The following is a 16793-nucleotide window of genomic DNA, read 5'->3' as shown; positions in this document are numbered from 1 at the left end:
GGGGAGCGGAGCGAGGACTTTTGCGCCGCTGTGCGGCGCGAAAGTAACGGCATTTTTGAAGGCTGTCGAAAAAGTCCAGGGACTTTTTCGACAGCCTGAAATTGCGACAGTTTTCCCGCTCGTCTTTAAAAGTCCGTTTTATGTCTCTATCATTATGCTATTCTAAATATAAAAGGGTAAGAAGGCACCGAAAAATCTGATCGCTCATCTCATCACCAGCCCGGACGGCAGCCGGCCGCCCCGTGTCCAGACCCTGGCGGAGCACAGCCGGAACGCCGCCCGGCTCTGCGCCGCCCTCTGCCGCCCGCTGGGCCTGGAAAAGCTGGGTGAGCTGACCGGCTGGCTCCACGACATGGGCAAGAGTTGCCAGCCAGTCCAGGATCACATCCGACAGCAGACCAGGGAAAAGCTCAACCACTCCGCCGCCGGCATGCGGTGGCTCTGGGAACAGACCGCCGGGCAGAGCGACTCCGTCCGCCTGGCCGGACAGATGGCCGCCCTCGCCATCGGCTGCCACCACAACGGCCGCTGCGACTATCTGTCCCCCGACGGCGGCCAGCCCTGGCTGGAGCGGATGTGCAGCCAACAGGCGCAGGGCCTCTATGAGGAGAGCGTGGACGCCTTCTTTTTCGACTGCTGCACCTGGCAGGAGATGGAGTCGCTCATCCAAGCGGCCGCCCTGGAGGTGGCCGCGCTCTACAAAAGGGCCAAACCCATTCTGCCAAAGGGGGAGGACAGGCAGCAGCGGCAGGACGCCCTCCAGTTCGGCCTCGGACTGGCCCAGCGGCTTTTGTTCAGCGCCCTGGTGGACGCCGACTGGACTGATACGGCCAGCTTCATGGGCCAGACGCCCCTTCCGTCCTTCCCCTCCGACCGCCAGCGCCAGGAGGTCTGGGACCTGCTCTCCGACCGGATGGAGGGCTTTATCCGCGCCATGAAGGCGGAGCGGCCCATTGACCTGCTGCGGCAGGAGATCTCTGCCCAATGCCTGAGCGCCGCACAGCGCCTTCCCGCCGGTATCTACCGGCTGTATGTCCCCACCGGCGGCGGCAAGACCTACTCCGCCCTGCGGTTCTGCGTGGAGACGGCCCGGCGGCAGAATGCCCAGCGGCTGTTCTACTTTGCCCCCTATAAGTCCATCACCCGGCAGAACACCGACAACATCCGCAGAGCCCTGGGGGCGGAGTACGTTCTGGAGCACCACTCCGACGTTCTGTTTGAGCCGGATCAGCAGGACCAGCGGGAGCAGTGGCTCGCCCTCAGCCAGCGCTGGCAGGGTTCGCCCGTGATCTGCACCACCATGGTCCAGCTGTTGAACACCCTGTTTGCCGCGCCCCGCCAGAACGTGCGGCGGCTCGCCGCCCTGGCCGGTTCCGTGCTCCTGCTGGATGAGGTTCAGGCCCTGCCCCTGCGGGACACCTGTCTGCTCACTCTGGCTCTGAATACCCTGGTCCACCTGTTTGGCTGTACCGTTATCCTGTGCACTGCCACCCAGCCCGACCTGACCCAGATCCCTTACCCCCTTCAGTTCTCCCGCGACAAAGACCTGGTGCCTGACTATCAGGCCCGGTTCCAGCAGTTCAGGCGCACCAGGATCGTCCCCCCGGCAGTCCCGGGGGCGCAGAGCCTCCCCGCCATTGCGGACTTTGTGGCCGGTCTGTTGGAGAAAAACCGCAGTATCCTGGTGATTCTCAACACCAAGGGCACGGTAAACCGGCTCTTTGACGCCCTGGCGCCCCTGATGCCGCCGGGCTGTCCCCTGTTCTGCCTCACCACCTATCTCTGCCAGCAGCACCGGGACGACGTTCTGGCCCAGATCACCCGGCGGCTCCGCGACGGCCAGCCCCTTGTGTGCATCAGCACCCAGCTCATCGAAGCGGGCGTGGATCTGAGCTTTGACTGCGTGGTCCGGGACCTGGCCGGCCTGCCCAGCATCGCCCAGGCCGCAGGCCGCTGCAACCGCCACGGCGACGCCGGCTGCCGTCCGGTCTATCTCATCGAGTGTGCGGGTGAGCATCTGGACACCCTGCCGGAGATCTACGACGGCCGTGAGATCACCCGCGCCCTGCTGGCGCAGCTGCCGCCCGGAACGGACCTGCTCTCTCCCCAGGTCATTCAGATGTACTACCAGCGCTATTACAGCGGTCCCAGGCACCGGCTGGACATGCAGTATCCCGTCTCCCCCGGCGGCTGCGCCGCCACCACCATGGTGGACCTGCTCAGCTCCAATCCCCGGGGCGTCCAGGCCTTCCTGGAACAGGGCCGCCGGCCGGAGCGCCTCAAGGACCTCTGCCAGGCCTTCGGTACGGCGGAGGCCGCCTTTGAGGCCATCCCCGGCGAGACCCTCCCGGTGCTTGTGCCCTATGGCGCGGGGAGAGACAAGCTGCTCCGGCTGCAGTCCGCCGGCGGGACCCCGGCTCTGCTGCGGGAGCTGCAGCCCTACACCGTCTCCCTCAGCCGGAGCCAGTGCCAGCGCCTCGGGAGGGCGCTGTATCCGCTCCTGGACGGCGCGGCCCTCGTCCTCCGGGAGCCCTATTACGACAGCGGACATAAGGGGCTCACGTTCACACCCAGCGGCATGACTACCCTCATCATATGACCTGGAAGGAATTTTCAGAAAGGAGGAATTACTCTTGCAGTACAGCAACACCATCACGCTGCACGTCTGGGGCCGCTACGCTCTGTTCAGCGACCCCATCACCCGGGTGGGCGGTGAAAAATTCAGCTATCCCGTCCCCACCTACCAGGCGGTCAAGGGGATTCTGGAAAGCGTATATTGGAAGCCGTCCTTTCTCTGGGTGCCGGACGCCATCCGCGTCATGAACCCCATCGAGACCGAGTCCAAGGGTATCCGGCCCATCCGGTACAACAACGGCACCAACGACCTGTCCATCTACACCTATCTGGTCAACGTATCCTATCAGATCCAGGCCCACTTCGAGTGGAACCTCCACCGGCCCGACCTGGCCGGCGACCGCAACGAGAACAAGCACTATTTCATCGCCAAGCGAATGCTGGAGCGGGGCGGCCGGCGGGACATTTTCCTGGGTACCCGGGAGTGCCAGGGCTACGTGGAGCCCTGCAAATTTCACGAGGGCCCCGGCGCTTACGACGGCACTCCGCCCATGCCCTTCGGGCTCATGGTCCACGGCATCACCTACGCCGACGAGGACGGCAGCGGCCAGATGAGCCAGCGCCTGTGGCGGCCCGTTATGGAGGACGGGGTAATCCGGTTCATCCGGCCGGATGAGTGCCCTGTCATCCGCCCCATCCGCAGGCAGCGGGCCAAGTCCTTCGCGCTGGACCGGAACATGCAGGACTGCGACGCGCTGTATCAGGAGGTGACCCGGGATGGGCTGGCTTGACCGGTGCTATCAGACCTACGAAAAGAATCTGTCCCAGGTGGGCAAGCCCTCCGCCTCCCTCCGCTTTGGCTGGGACGCCCCCATGCTGCTGCCGGTGGCCCACACCACCCAGAAGGTCAACGTGGAGGTCAGCCTCTCCCCCAGCGGGACATTTCTCTCCGCCCGGGTGCTCCGTTCCGACGAGATGACCACCGTCATCCCCTGTACCGAGGAGTCCTCCGCCCGCACATCCGGCCCTGTCCCCCACCCGCTGACGGACAAGCTGCAGTACGTCGCGGGAGACTACGCCGCCTACGGCGGCGCCAAGAAGCCCATGTGGACGGAGTACCTCACCCAGCTGCAGGCCTGGTGCGGCTCCCCCTTTGGGATGGATGCGATCAGGGCGGTCCTGGCCTACCTGAAGCATGGCTGTCTCATCCGGGACCTTGTGTCCTGCAACATTCTGTTTGCCGACGGGGCGGGCCGTCTTCTGAAAAAGTGGACCGGCGCCAAGGAGGACATGCCTCCCATCTTCCAGTCCGTCACAGGCGGCGATCAGTCCGAGGCCTTTGTCCGCTTTCAGGTGGGCGGAGATGACCTGTCCGCCGACCCGGCGGTCTGGGACTGCTACACCCGGTACTATCTGTCCACGCTGAAGGACACAGGCGTCTGCTATGTGCAGGGCAGAGAGATGCCCGTGTCCCTGCTGAGCCCCTACAAAATCCGCAACGCCGGCGATCGGGCCAAGCTAATCTCCAGCAACGACAGCACAAACTTCACCTTCCGCGGCCGGTTTGAAACCGCCGGAGAGGCCCTCTCCATCGGGTACGAGACCACCCAGAAGGCCCACAGCGCCCTGCGGTGGCTGGTGGGACGGCAGGGGGTCCAGAACGGCGATCAGGCCATTCTGGTCTGGGGCACTGAGAACGAGCCCATCCCCCCTGTCACTGGCGACGCCTGCGACATTGTCCTGGCCAGCCGCAGCGACCTGGATGACGATGACGACGACCTGGGCAGCTCCTTTGACGCCGCCGCGGACCTGCCCCGTACCCGGGAGGGGTTTGCCGCCGCGTTCAACAAGGCCATTCAGGGATACCGCCACGCGCTGCCGGAGCACAGCCAGGTCAGCGTGATGGTGCTGGATTCCGCCACACCGGGACGGCTGTCCATCCGGTACTACCGGGAGCTCCAGGGCTCCCGCCTGATGGACCATATCACGGACTGGCATACATTCTTTGGCTGGGAGCTGCGCTACCGCAAGCTGCAGACCCGGGAAAACGGGAAAAAGCTCCTGATTCCCCTTGTCTTTGTGGGTGCGCCCGCGCCGGCCGACATCGCGGCGGCGGCCTACGGCGCCAAAGCGGATGAAAAGCTCAGGCAGCAGACCGTGGAGCGTCTGCTGCCCTGCATCACGGAGAGGAAAGCCTTTCCCAGAGATATCATGCTGGCGGCAGCCCGCCGGGCCTCCAACGGCATCGCCCTGGAGCCCTGGGAGGCCAGCAAGACCCGCAGCATTGCCTGCGCACTGGTGCGCGGCTATCACCACCGGAACCTGAAGGAGGAATACACCATGGCCCTTGATGAAACCTGCAGCGACCGCAGCTATCTGTTCGGCCGCATCCTGGCCTGCGCGGAGCAGCTGGAGCAGTACGCAGCCTACAACACATCCGGCGACAGGGCCTCCCGCCCCACCAACGCCCTGCGGTATGAGGTGGCGTTCACCCAGCACCCGGTCAAGACTCTCGCGCTGCTGCGCAAGCAGCTGGAACCCTATCTTGAGCGTCTGATCAAGGCGCGGAAGTCCACTTATGCCAGCGACCTGATGCTCCAGATCATCGCCCGCATTCCGGCGGACCAGTTCAACGACCAGCCCCTGACCGAGCTGTACCTGCTGGGCTATGCCTGCCAGCGGGCGGAATTCTTCAAAAAAGCCGGCGCTGTCCCTGACACAGACGAATAAAGGAGGAGATATCCATGGAATTGCTGCAGAATAAGATCGACTTTGCCCTTGTGATCGCGGTCCACCACGCCAACCCCAACGGCGACCCCCTCAACGGCAACCGCCCCCGTGAGACATACGAAGGCTACGGCGAGATCTCCGACGTCTGCCTCAAGCGGAAGCTCCGCAACCGGCTGATGGATCTGGGCGCCAGCGTGTTCGTCCAGTCGGACGACCGGCGCAATGACGAATTCCGCAGTCTGAAGGACCGGGCCGACGCCTGCTCCGCCCTGGCCGGCGCCCTGAAGGCCAAGGACCGCGAGGCATACACCAGAGCCGCCTGCGAGACCTGGATGGATGTGCGCAGCTTTGGACAGGTGTTCGCCTTCAAAGGCAAGGACGAGGGCGTGTCCGTGGGCATCCGCGGGCCTGTATCCATCCACCCGGCGTTCAGCGTGGACCCCATCAGCATTGACAGCCTGCAGATCACCAAGAGCGTCAACAGCGTCACCGGCGACAAAAAATCCAGCGATACCATGGGCGCCAAGCACCGGGTGGGCTTTGCCGTCTACACCACCTTCGGCAGCATCAACTGCCAGCTGGCCGAAAAGACCGGCTTCACCGGCGCTGACGCCGAGCTTCTCAAGGAGGCCCTGCGCACTCTGTTTGAAAACGACGCCTCCTCGGCCCGTCCCGACGGCAGCATGGAGGTTCTGCGGCTCTACTGGTGGAAACACAACTGCAAGAGCGGCCAGTATCCCTCCGCCAAGGTGCACCGTCTGCTCCACGTGGAGAAAAAGACCGATCTCCCCCGGGATATCCAGGACTACGCCATCACCTGCGGTGAACTGCCCGACCTGGCGGCGGAAGTCTATGACGAATCCTGACGACTACCTGCGGCCTCCTCTGGACCCGGTCAACGCCCTGCTCTCCATGGAATATTGCTGGTGTAGGTATGCTATTGAGGGTGTACTCCCCTGCATCCCCTCTGGTGCGGGCCAGCAGCGGACATAAAACCGCTGGCTTCCTCGCACCAGAAAATCTCAGGAATTCGTGTGTTCAAGTCATGGTTTTGGTTGTATACTGCACAAAATACACCTTATCTTTTTGTACGCTATAATTTATTTGTCAAATGGCGATGAAAATAATATAATTTTATCATCACATTTGCTGTCGTCCTCACGGAGGACGTGGATAGAAATGTGCCGTTCACAACGCAGGAGCTGTTTCAAGTCGGCCGTCCTCCTCGCGGAGGGCGTGGATAGAAATCCGATCTGGAAAGCCGCCTTGAAGCGATGGACATGTCGCCCTCTCGCAGATGGCGTGGGTAGAAGTGCCATTCCGACGCACCATTTCATTTTTAACCGCAGCACGGTCCCTTTCCCGGAGAACCACCGGCAAAAGCAGACGCCCTGATTCATGGCCCTGCCGAAGTGTTGAATCCGATCTCCGAATCCCTTGGGGCCCAAGGACTCTACCGCTGGTCGATTGACAATGGACGGCTTTTTTCGCTAGGATAGGTCCAAAGGAGGGACCCACATGAACGACATTGACAAGGAACGCTTTGGCGGCTTCCTGGCCCAGCTGCGCCGGGAGCAGGGACTGACCCAGAAGGAGTTGGCCGAGCGGCTCTTCGTATCGGACAAGGCGGTGAGCAAGTGGGAGCGTGGCCTGAGCCTGCCCGACGTGGGGCTGCTGCTGCCCCTGGCGGACTGCCTGGGCGTGACGGTCACCGAACTGCTCAGGGGAGAGCGCACCGCGGCTGGCCAACTGCCGGTGGAAGAGGTAGAGGCTCTGGTGAAGTCCACTCTCTACTTGACGGAGGAGGAGCGCCAGGCCCAGAAGGCACAGCGCAGGAAGTGGCGGCTGGCCTATCTTCTGTGCGCCCTGATTGGCGCGGCGGAGTGCGCCGTGCTGCTGGCCACGGGCTTTACGGTGGAGGAGATGGAGGCCACCGCCCTGCTGGTGGAGGGGTTGTGCCTCCTCTTTGGGGCCTGGCTGTGCTTCCGGGTGAAGGAGCGTCTGCCCGCCTACTACGACCAGAACAACATCAGCTTTTACGGCGACGGCGTGTTCCGCATCAACCTGGCCGGGGTGCGCTTTCACAACAGCAACTGGCCCTATATCCTCCGGGCCATGCGGGTCTGGCTGCTGGGGCTCATGGTCCTCTTTCCCGTTCTCTGGGGCGTAATCCACTCCCTGTGGCCCGGTCATGCCCTCACCCTGGAGATGCCTCTGACAATGATTTGCCTGTTCGGCATGCTGATTGCCGCCATCGTGGCAGGCAAGCGTCACGAATAAAATATCGATAACCTGTCTCCTTTTATGTAGGAAACGCCTTACAATACAATTTCGTATTTATAATCTTTCATGATGATATCTGTTCCCTTTTTCTTAGATGTGGTCTCGCTGACAATTTTTCCGCCACATTTCTGGGCAACACGATTGGAAGCGGCATTTTCCTGATTCACATAAATCGTCACTTTCTCAGCGCCTTGACTGCGGGCATAGTCTACCATTCCCTGGACAATTTCAGTTGCATAGCCCTGACGCCAAAAATTCTTATGTACGCAATAACCAATATCGTATACTTTCTTGTCGTCACTTACCATGAAGCTGCATGTTCCTACCCGTTCTAAGGAATCCTTAAAAACAGGAATCAAATAGCAGCATTCCTCATCCTCGCCCAAGCCTTCTAACATGTTCAAATATTCATCATCTATTTCTTCTTTTGCTTCATCCGTCAAATATTGTCCCATCTCTGGATTGTTCCAGATACTATATGCCCACAAAGCATCTTCTTTCGTGAATCCTCTTAATAAAAGTCTTGGCGTTTCAATATCATTTATCTTCATAAAATCCTCCGTCAAAGTTTTTTCGCCGCTGCTTCTTTCAGCACGGCATCCTGTTCCATTTCTTTGGTATTCCTTTTGGCATAATAAAGCACCCCATTTGTTACTCAGTATACCATACTGAATGGCAAATGGGGTGCAATTTATTCTGCGGCTCCTTTCCCCACAAAACCCGCTTCGCTGGGCTTTTGCGGGGACCCCGGAGTCCTGTTTAGTTGGAAGCGGTGTCCAGGTCCTTATCGCCGCCCCAGATCATGTTCTTGCGGAGCTCCTCGCCCACGATCTCCATCTGGTGCTTCTTGAGCTGCTGACGCTTGGAGTTGAAGAAGCAGCGGCCGTTCTTGTTCTCGGCGATCCACTTGCCGGCGAAGGTGCCGTCCTGGATGTCGGAGAGGACAGCGCGCATCCGTGCCTTGGTCTCCTCGTGGGGGATGACGCGGGGACCGGAGACGTACTCGCCGAACTCGGCGGTGTCGGAGATGGAGTAGTTCATGGCAGCCACGCCGCCCTTGTTGATGAGGTCGATGATGAGCTTCATCTCGTGGATGCACTCGAAGTAGGCGTTCTCAGGCTCGTAGCCGGCCTCAACCAGCACCTCGAAGCCGCAGCGCATCAGGTCCACAACGCCGCCGCACAGGACGGTCTGCTCGCCGAACAGGTCGGTCTCGGTCTCGTCGTGGAAGGTGGTCTCCATCACACCGGCGCGGGCGCCGCCGATACCGGCGATGTAGGCCAGGGCGATCTTGTAGGCGTTGCCGGTGGCGTTCTGCTCCACGGCCACCAGGCAGGGCACGCCCTTGCCGTTGACGTAGGTGGAACGGACGGTGTGGCCGGGGCCCTTGGGGGCAGCCATGAACACGTCCACGCCGGCGGGCGGGACGATCTGCTGATAGCGGATGTTGAAGCCGTGGGCAAAAGCCAGAGCCTTGCCGTCGGTCAGGTAGGGGGCGATATCCTTCTTATAGACGTCGGCCTGGACCTCGTCGTTGATGAGCATCATGATGATGTCGCCCCACTTGGCGGCGTCAGCCACGGTCATCACCTTCAGGCCGGCCTTCTCGGCGTTGGCCCAGTTCTTGGAGCCCTGACGCAGGCCCACGCACACGTCGCAGCCGGAGTCCTTCAGGTTGAGGGCATGGGCATGCCCCTGGGAGCCGTAGCCGATGATGGCGATCTTCTTGCCGTCCAGATAGCTGAGCTCGCAGTCCTTTTCATAGTACATCTTTGCCATTGTAATACACTCCTTTTTCATGGAAGTTGATTTTGTTATCTCAGATCATAGCACAGGCAATGGGAAAAGAATGATAACTGTGATACAATCGGGAGAATTTTCGTCCGCGCCGTCAGAGCACGTTCTTGTTACAGTACGTTTTTGCCCAAAATGAATTCTGTCTTCTCCTTGTTCTCGTCGCTGATGGTGTAGGCGCCCCGCTCCAGGGCCACCATGCCGGTACGCACCAGCTCCAGGATGCCGAAGGCCTCCAGCAGCTTCTGCATGGCGTCTGCCTTGGACTCGTCGCCGATGAGGGCCAGGGTCAGGGACTTGAGGGACACGTCGATGATGGAGGCCCGGAAGATGTTGGCGATCTGGATGACCTCGTTGCGGATGTCGTGGGTCTCCGCCTTCACCTTGAACATGACCAGCTCCCGGCGGATGGACCGCTCGGGCAGCAGCTCCTGCACCGAGTAGACCGGGAAGAGCTTGCGCAGCTGGTTCATGATCTGCTCGGCCATCTGGTCGTCGCACATGACCTCAATGGTGATACGGGAGACCTCCGGGTCGTCGGTGGTGCCCACGGCCAGGGACTCTATGTTGTATCCCTTCCGGGAGAAGAGGCGGGAGACCTGGCTCAGGACGCCGGGGGCGTTTTCCACCAGGACGGAAAGGGTGCGGCGGGTTATCATACTGTTTTTCATCCTTGTCGCCCTCCTTAATCCAGCAGGAAATTGGTCACAGGCGCGCCTCCGGACACCATGGGGTGGACCATGGCGTCCTTGTCAATGGCGCAGTCCACAACCCATGCCGTTCCGGAGGCCACCGCCTCCTTCAGCACGGCCTCCAGCTCCTGCTGGGTGCCGCACCGGGCGCCCCGCAGGCCGTAGGCCTCGGCCAGCTTGACGAAGTCGGGGCCCCGGTCCAGGTCGGTCTGGGAATACCGCTCGCCGTAGATCAGGTGCTGCCACTGGCGGACCATGCCCAGGGTGTGGTTGTTGAAAATCAGGATAATCACCGGGATGTGGTAGTGCTCCACGGTGCACAGCTCGTGGCAGTTCATGCGGAAGCAGCCGTCGCCGGTGCAGAGGAACACGGGGGTGTCCGGGTTGCCCACCTTGGCGCCCATGGCGGCCCCCAGGCCGAAGCCCATGGTGCCGAAGCCGCCGGAGGTGATGAGCTGGCCGGGCCGGTCGAAATGGTAGTACTGGGCGGCCCACATCTGGTGCTGGCCCACATCGGTGGCCACAATGGCCCCGGGGGCCACCGCCTGAATGGTCTCCAGCACCTCGTGGGCGTGGAGGATGCCGTCCTTTTTCAGGGGCAGCTCCTTGTGGGAGAACACCCACTCCTTCCACTCAGGGTAGTCGTGGGCGGGCAGCTTCTCGTTGAGCAGCTCCAGCACCCGCCGGGCGTCGCCGATGATGTGGTGGTCGGTCTGGACGTTCTTGTCCACCTCCGCCCGGTCGATGTCAATCTGGACAATTTTGGCCTGCCTGGCAAAGGTCTTGGGGTCGGTGGCCACCCGGTCGGAGAACCGGCAGCCAATGGCGATGAGCAGGTCGCACTCGTTGGCGGCGTGGTTGGAGGCGTGGGAGCCGTGCATGCCGATCATGCCGGTAAAGAGGGGGTGGTTGCCAGGGCAGGCGCCGCCGCCCATGATGGTGGAGGCCACAGGGGCGTTCAGCCGCTCAAAGAACTTGCGGAACTCAGGCACCGCGCCCCGGGAGCGGATCACGCCGCCGCCCACCAGGACCAGGGGCTTTCTGGCCTCCTCAATCATGTCCAGCAGCTTGTCGATGTCGCCGTGGTCGGGCTCGGGGGTGCGCAGGTCGTGGGAGGCCCGGCGGAGCATGGCGGCCAGGCGGCCGTGCTTGCCGTGCTCGCTGGGGGGCAGGTACTCGTACTCCGCCTCCTCGTATGTAACATTTTTGAGAATATCAATCAGCACCGGGCCGGGGCGGCCGGAGCGGGCGATGGCAAAGGCCTCCCGGATCACGTCGGCCAGGTCCTCCGCCCGGCGGACCAGGTAGTTGCACTTGGTGATGGGCATGGTGATGCCGGTGATATCCACCTCCTGGAAGGAGTCCTTGCCAATGAGGTTCTCCGCCACGTTGACCGTGATGAACACCACGGGGGAGGAGTCGTAGTAGGCAGTGGCGATGCCGGTGGTCAGGTTGGTGGCGCCGGGGCCGCTGGTGGCAAAGCACACGCCCACCTTTCCGGTGGCGCGGGCGTATCCGTCGGCGGCGTGGGAGGCCCCCTGCTCATGGGCGGTCAGAATATGGTGAATCTTCTCCTTGTATCCGTGAAGCTCCAGCTCATCGTAGATGTTCAGAATGGTGCCGCCGGGATAGCCGAATACGGTGTCCACCCCCTGCTCCAGCAGGCATTCCATCAGAATCTGCGGGGTTTTCATCTTCATATTTGTGAGACCTCCTTTGGTTTCATTTCCACCGGAAAAAAGAAAAAAGCACGACATTTCGTCCCATAGGACGAAGTCATGCTCCGTGGTACCACCTAAATTCGCAGGGCGGCGCCCTGCGCGCTCTCACCCCGATAACGGAGGGGAACCGTCCGCACTTACCAGGGGCGTGTGCACCCCCTTCAGCCCGGCTGCTCCTTGGGCGACCCTCCGGTCCATGCTCACGGGAACTTACACCAGCCGCTCCCTCTCTGCGCTTGCGCCATGGCCGTACCTACCCAGTCATTGCCTTTCTGTCCGGCACATTTGTCTGTGCACGGTGTGTAATTAACTGGTATCATACCTCCGAAAGGGACATTTGTCAATCATGATTTTGTAATTTCTGAAAAAATCTTTTTCTCTTTAAAGCGATGCGATCCCCGCTTTTTTCCCTCTTTGCGGCAGATTCCGGTAAATTTCCCCTCCTCTCTGGACATTTCGTGTATGAATACGGTATAATATATAAATTGTCCTGGCAGATTTCTCTCCAGCGGCAGAACTGTTGTATTTTTATGCAAGAGGTGGGGACATGTTTTCCATTTTTTCCGGCGGGATCCGTCCCGTCCAAAGGAAGAGTGCCACCGCACAGCTCCCCTTCCGGCCCATGGAGCATCCGCCGGCTCAGGTGGTGCTGCCTCTGGCCGGCCCGGGAACGGCTGATGCCGTGCCGCTGGTGGCGCCGGGGGACCGGGTGCGGGTGGGTCAGATACTGGCCGACGCCGCTCCCGGCCTGGCGGCAGTCCACGCCAGCGTGTCCGGCACGGTGGCGGCGGTGGAGCCCCGGCCTCAGCTCCGGGGCGGCGCCGCCCTCTCGGTGGTCATCGACAGCGACGGGAAAGACACCCCGGTGGCCTCCCCCGCCTGGCGGCGGGTGGACAGGGACGCCGCTCCCGCCAGCCTCCGGCCCGGCGAGCTGGCCGACATCGCCGCCCAGGCCGGTCTGACCGCCATGGACGGCACCGGCCGCCCCCTGTCCCAGCTGCTCCGCGCCGCCATGGGCAGGGCGGAGGCCCTGCTCATTGACGGCACCGAGCCGGAGTCCTATGTCACCTCCCGCCGCCGCCTGATGGCCGACCGGCCCGAGGCGGTGCTGGGCGGCGTGCGGCTGCTGATGCAGGCCCTGAGCCTGCCCCGGGCCGTGCTGGCCCTGGAGGGCAGTCAGTACGACGCCGTGGCCGCCCTCCGGGGCCGCCTGCCCCTGCGGGGCGGCGACATTGAGCTGCGGCTCCTCCGCAGCCGTTACCCCCAGAGGCTGCCCGGTCAGGGACAGGGCCGCGCCCTGTTCACCGCCTGCGCCGCCGCCGCCCTGTGGGACGCGGTATACCAGGGAGAGGCCCTGACCCACCGGCTGGTCACCGTGACCGGCTCCGCCGTGGCCCGGCCCGCCAACCTGCTGGTGCCCATCGGCACCCCCATCTCCGACCTCATCCGGGAGGCCGGGGGCTGGAAGGGGGAGCCGGTGCGGCTGGTGGCCGGCGGCCCCATGACGGGCAGGGCACAGTTTGATCTGTCCGCCCCGGTAACCGGGGACACCCGCGCCCTGCTGGCCCTGTCGGCGGCGGATCTCTACCCCGCCGCCCGGCCTGAGAGCCCCTGCCTCCGGTGCGGCCGGTGCGTGGAGGCCTGCCCCGCCGGTCTGGCCCCCCTCTTTCTGCATCTGCATGTAAAGAGCGGACAATGGGAGGCCCTGGAGCGGGAACATATCTCCGCCTGCACCGAGTGCGGCGCCTGCGCCTATGTGTGCCCCGCCCACCTGCGGCTGGTCCACAGCATTCGGGTGGGCAAGCGCCATCTGTCCGGGGCGGCGGAGGGAAGGGAGGCTGACCATGAAGAAGAAGCGTAAAAACCGCGCCGGCGGACAGCAGCGCCCCCGGCAGACCCCCCAGGCCAGTCCGGACGCGGCGCTCCAGGCCCAGGCGCCGGAGACAGCCGCCCCTGACGCCGCTTCCGCCAGCCAGCCTGAGCCCGCTCCGGCGCGTCGGGCAGAGGTCCCCGAGGTCAAGGCGGAGCCCGCCCGGCCTCAGGCCGCGCCTCAGCCCCCAAAAACGGAGCAGCGGACGGGACAATCTTCCGCCGGCGGGCTGCGCGGCCTTCCCCTCACCCTGGCCTCCGCCCCCCATCTCATCACCCGTGACACCACCCGCACCCTGATGCTGGACGTGCTCATCGCCCTGATGCCCGCCCTGCTCTTCTCCGGGTGCTATTTCTTCGGCCCCCGTGCCTTCCTCGTGACGCTGGTGTCGGCGGCGGGCTGCGCGGCCTTCGAGGCCCTGTTCTGCCTTATCACCCGCCGGCGGCAGACTGTGGGCGATCTGTCCGCCGTGGTCACCGGCGTGCTGCTGGCCTTCACTCTGCCCGCCGACGTGCCCTACTGGGCCGTCCTGCTGGGGGACTTTTTCGCCATTGTGGTGGTCAAGCAGCTCTTCGGCGGCCTGGGGAAGAACTTTCTCAACCCGGCGCTGGCGGGCCGGGCCTTTCTCTTCTCCTTCCCCGCCGTGATGAGCGCATTCCCCGCTGTCCGCAGCTGGGATGGATTTGCCATCGACGCCCAGAGCGCCGCCACCCCCATGGCCAGCCTCCACGCCGGCAGCCTGCCCTCCGTCTCCCTGCTGGAGATGTTCACCGGCGTCCGGTCCGGAGCGCTGGGGGAGGTGTCCGCCGCCCTGCTGCTGCTGGGCGGGCTGTACCTGCTCGCCCGGCGGGTCATCAGGCTGCGGATCCCCCTGTCCTTCCTGGGCACGGTGGCGGCGCTGTCCTGGTGCTTCCCCCAGGGCGGAAATTCCGCTCTGGACTGGACCCTCTACTCTCTCATGGGCGGCGGACTGCTGCTGGCCGCCTTCTTTATGGCTACCGATTTCACCACCTCCCCGGTTACCTTCTGGGGACAGGTGGTCTACGGCGTGGGCTGCGGCGCCCTCACCGTGTTTCTGCGCACCTTCGGCTCCTACCCCGAAGGGGTGGGCTTTGCCGTTCTGGTGATGAATCTGCTCTCCTGGCCCATTGACCGGGCCGCCCTGGCCCTTCGGAGCGCCTGGCGGCAGAGGAAGGAGGCCCGGGCATGAGGGAATCCAAATTCCGCAGCCCAGCCTGGCGCCGCTCGGCGCTGGTGCTGGCAGGTACCATACTGTTCGCCCTGCTGCTGGTGCTTGTGGTGCGGCTTGTGACCGCCGGAGCGATTCTCCGCAGAACGGCGGAGGCCAGACAGGCGGTGATGGAGTCGGTATCGCCGCCGGACGCCGTGGTTTTCTCCCAGCTGCCCTATGACCCGGCCATGGCGGATGACATGTACGCCGCCTGGCAGGGCGAGGTTCTGGCGGGCTATTGCGTGGAGGTGACCGCCGACGGGTTCGGCGGCCCCATGAAGCTGATGGTTGGCGTGAGCGCTCAGGGCGCTGTCACCGGCGTGGCCATTCTCTCCCACCGGGAGACCCCCGGCCTGGGGGACGGCGTGGAGGACGCGTCCTTCCTGGACGCCTTCCTGGGCCTGTCCGGCACCGTGCGGATCGGATCCGGCGCCAACGCTGTGGAGGCGGTCTCCGGCGCCACCGAGAGCAGCCGGGCGGTGGCCCAGGGAGTCAGCCAGGCCCTGGCGGCGGTGGCCGCATACGGCGCGGAAGGAGGTGCGGTCAGTGAAGAAGGAGAAAACTGAGGGCTGGACTGTGTTCCGGCAGCAGGCCCGGGAGCGGATCCGGGCCTTTGGCCCCGCCGCTCTCCGGTGGCTGCGGGACAGCTTCTCCATGGAGCCCGGCCGGGTGGCCGGGCTGTTCCGCCGGGGGCTTGCCCTGCGCAATCCGGCGGTGGTGCTGCTTCTGCTGACGGCGGCGGTTCTGCCCTGCTCCTCCACCCTGCCCGGCGGGCTGGGCATGGGGCTGGCCATGACGGCGGTGCTGGTGTGCACCAATCTGGCCGCCGCCATTCTCCGGCCCCTCACCTCCCCCGCCCTGCGCATCCCCTGCTATCTGATTGCGGCGGCCGCCATTCTCACCGCCGCCGGTCTGGTGCTTCAGGCCTGCTTCCCCAGCCTGACCGGGGGAGCGCCGCTGTTCCTCCTGCCCGCCGCCGTCAATGCCGCCATGCTGGCCCGGCGGGGGGCCTTCTCCCGCCGGTTTACTCCGGGCTACGCCGCTGTGGACGGCCTGGCGGCGGGCATCGGCTTTACCATCGCCCTGGCCGCCCTCAGCGCCCTGCGGGAGCTGCTGGGCAGGGGCACCCTGTGGGGCGCCGCTCTTCCGGGTGATCTGCCCCCCGTCCTGCTGGCAGCCGCCCCCTGCGGCGGCCTCCTGCTGCTGGCCTGTCTGTCCGCCCTGATCCGCTGGGTCTCCGCCCGGCTTGAGAGGAGGGAGAAGCCGTGAGCGTCATCGCGCTGTTCGCCCTGTCCCTGGCCTCCCTTGTGGCGGAGCAGTTCGGCGTGGCCCGGCGGCTGGGCCTGCCCGGTCCCCTGGACGGCGGGTACCGCTCCGCCCTGGCCATGGGCCTGGCCGTCACGGCCGGTCTGACGGTCTCCATGGTTCTCTGCTGGGTTATGTACGCCTTCCTGCTCGCCCCCTTCGGGGCGGATTACCTGGAAGAGTCTCTCTTCCTGCTGCTGGCCGCCGGTCTGGCCTGGCTTGCCAACTATCTTATGACCCGGCTCCTGCCGGGAAAGGCGGAACGCCTGCGGCAGAGCCTGCCCCTGGCGGCAGTTAACTGTGCCGTGCTGGGCGGGGCCCTGCTGGTCTCCCGCTCGGAGACCGGGCTGATGCCGGCCCTCCGCAGCGGGCTTCTGGCCGGCATCGGGTTTACTGCGGCCGGGCTGTTGTTTGTATCCGTGTGGGAGCGCATCTCCTACGCCAGGGTGCCCAGGTCCTTCTCCGGCCTCCCCATCGCCATGGCGGCGGCGGGGCTGGTAGCCCTGGCCCTGCTGGGCTTTACCGGCTTCCAGCTGTGGTAGCCGGCTCCTTACAAGGGAAAATCCCCGACGGCCATCAGGCCGCCGGGGATT

Annotated in this window: 15 protein-coding genes and 1 other annotated feature; of the genes, 11 read left to right on the top strand and 4 right to left on the bottom strand. The window is 64.0% G+C overall.

From position 1 onward, the window contains the following. Nucleotides 1-196 precede the first annotated feature (196 nt). From cas3 to QZY67_RS06330, 6 genes are all read left to right on the top strand, one after another. The gene (gene cas3 / locus QZY67_RS06355) at nucleotides 197-2599 is read left to right on the top strand and encodes a CRISPR-associated helicase Cas3' (protein WP_366448948.1); all 2403 of its coding nucleotides are present in this window, start codon (nucleotides 197-199) and stop codon (nucleotides 2597-2599) included. A gap of 34 nt (nucleotides 2600-2633) precedes the next feature. Further along, nucleotides 2634-3365 (top strand): type I-C CRISPR-associated protein Cas5c, encoded by a 732-nt coding sequence (cas5c, locus tag QZY67_RS06350; RefSeq protein WP_295369177.1) that lies wholly within the window; start codon nucleotides 2634-2636, stop codon nucleotides 3363-3365. Continuing rightward, the gene (cas8c, locus tag QZY67_RS06345) at nucleotides 3352-5304 is read left to right on the top strand and encodes a type I-C CRISPR-associated protein Cas8c/Csd1 (RefSeq protein WP_295369174.1); all 1953 of its coding nucleotides are present in this window, start codon (nucleotides 3352-3354) and stop codon (nucleotides 5302-5304) included. Before cas5c ends, cas8c begins: the two co-directional genes overlap by 14 nt. A 14-nt stretch (nucleotides 5305-5318) precedes the next feature. After that, nucleotides 5319-6170: a type I-C CRISPR-associated protein Cas7/Csd2 gene (gene cas7c / locus QZY67_RS06340; RefSeq protein ID WP_295369173.1), complete on the top strand. Its 852-nt coding sequence runs from the start codon at nucleotides 5319-5321 to the stop codon at nucleotides 6168-6170. Then, nucleotides 6157-6297 (top strand): hypothetical protein, encoded by a 141-nt coding sequence (locus QZY67_RS06335; RefSeq protein WP_295369171.1) that lies wholly within the window; start codon nucleotides 6157-6159, stop codon nucleotides 6295-6297. Before cas7c ends, QZY67_RS06335 begins: the two co-directional genes overlap by 14 nt. 525 nt (nucleotides 6298-6822) lie before the next feature. After that, the gene (locus QZY67_RS06330) at nucleotides 6823-7584 is read left to right on the top strand and encodes a helix-turn-helix transcriptional regulator (protein WP_295369169.1); all 762 of its coding nucleotides are present in this window, start codon (nucleotides 6823-6825) and stop codon (nucleotides 7582-7584) included. A 38-nt stretch (nucleotides 7585-7622) separates the two neighbouring features. Here the strand turns inward: QZY67_RS06330 and QZY67_RS06325 are convergent, their stop codons facing one another. From QZY67_RS06325 to ilvB, 4 genes are all read right to left on the bottom strand, one after another. Then, nucleotides 7623-8138 carry a GNAT family N-acetyltransferase gene (locus QZY67_RS06325; protein ID WP_295369167.1) on the bottom strand — a complete coding sequence of 172 codons (516 nt, stop codon included), beginning with the start codon at nucleotides 8136-8138 and terminating at the stop codon, nucleotides 7623-7625. A 208-nt stretch (nucleotides 8139-8346) separates the two neighbouring features. Next, the gene (ilvC, locus tag QZY67_RS06320; RefSeq protein WP_277217062.1) at nucleotides 8347-9366 is read right to left on the bottom strand and encodes a ketol-acid reductoisomerase; all 1020 of its coding nucleotides are present in this window, start codon (nucleotides 9364-9366) and stop codon (nucleotides 8347-8349) included. 128 nt (nucleotides 9367-9494) lie between these two features. Beyond that, on the bottom strand, nucleotides 9495-10052 hold the full coding sequence (ilvN, locus tag QZY67_RS06315; protein WP_294533369.1) for an acetolactate synthase small subunit: 558 nt from the start codon (nucleotides 10050-10052) through the stop codon (nucleotides 9495-9497). A 14-nt stretch (nucleotides 10053-10066) separates the two neighbouring features. After that, the gene (ilvB, locus tag QZY67_RS06310; protein WP_294533372.1) at nucleotides 10067-11773 is read right to left on the bottom strand and encodes a biosynthetic-type acetolactate synthase large subunit; all 1707 of its coding nucleotides are present in this window, start codon (nucleotides 11771-11773) and stop codon (nucleotides 10067-10069) included. A 63-nt stretch (nucleotides 11774-11836) separates the two neighbouring features. Further along, nucleotides 11837-12068 (bottom strand) — a binding site (T-box leader). A gap of 273 nt (nucleotides 12069-12341) precedes the next feature. Here ilvB and QZY67_RS06305 point away from each other — a divergent pair. The 5 genes from QZY67_RS06305 to QZY67_RS06285 are packed head-to-tail and all read left to right on the top strand — an operon-like array spanning nucleotide 12342 to nucleotide 16742. Beyond that, nucleotides 12342-13655, top strand: a complete 1314-nt coding sequence (locus tag QZY67_RS06305) for an SLBB domain-containing protein (protein WP_295369163.1) — start codon at nucleotides 12342-12344, stop codon at nucleotides 13653-13655. After that, the gene (locus tag QZY67_RS06300; protein ID WP_295369161.1) at nucleotides 13639-14874 is read left to right on the top strand and encodes an RnfABCDGE type electron transport complex subunit D; all 1236 of its coding nucleotides are present in this window, start codon (nucleotides 13639-13641) and stop codon (nucleotides 14872-14874) included. The genes QZY67_RS06305 and QZY67_RS06300 overlap by 17 nt, the downstream gene beginning before the upstream one ends. Next, entirely contained in the window at nucleotides 14871-15461 is a 591-nt protein-coding gene (locus QZY67_RS06295) for an FMN-binding protein (protein ID WP_295369159.1), read from the top strand. Before QZY67_RS06300 ends, QZY67_RS06295 begins: the two co-directional genes overlap by 4 nt. Further along, nucleotides 15442-16164: an Rnf-Nqr domain containing protein gene (locus QZY67_RS06290; protein WP_295369157.1), complete on the top strand. Its 723-nt coding sequence runs from the start codon at nucleotides 15442-15444 to the stop codon at nucleotides 16162-16164. The genes QZY67_RS06295 and QZY67_RS06290 overlap by 20 nt, the downstream gene beginning before the upstream one ends. Further along, entirely contained in the window at nucleotides 16161-16742 is a 582-nt protein-coding gene (locus tag QZY67_RS06285; RefSeq protein ID WP_295369156.1) for an Rnf-Nqr domain containing protein, read from the top strand. The genes QZY67_RS06290 and QZY67_RS06285 overlap by 4 nt, the downstream gene beginning before the upstream one ends. Nucleotides 16743-16793 lie beyond the last annotated feature (51 nt).

Origin of the sequence: uncultured Pseudoflavonifractor sp. (assembly GCA_904419835.1) — a bacterium.
GTDB lineage: Bacteria > Bacillota > Clostridia > Oscillospirales > Oscillospiraceae > Pseudoflavonifractor.
This window is presented reverse-complemented; position numbering and strand designations above follow the sequence as displayed.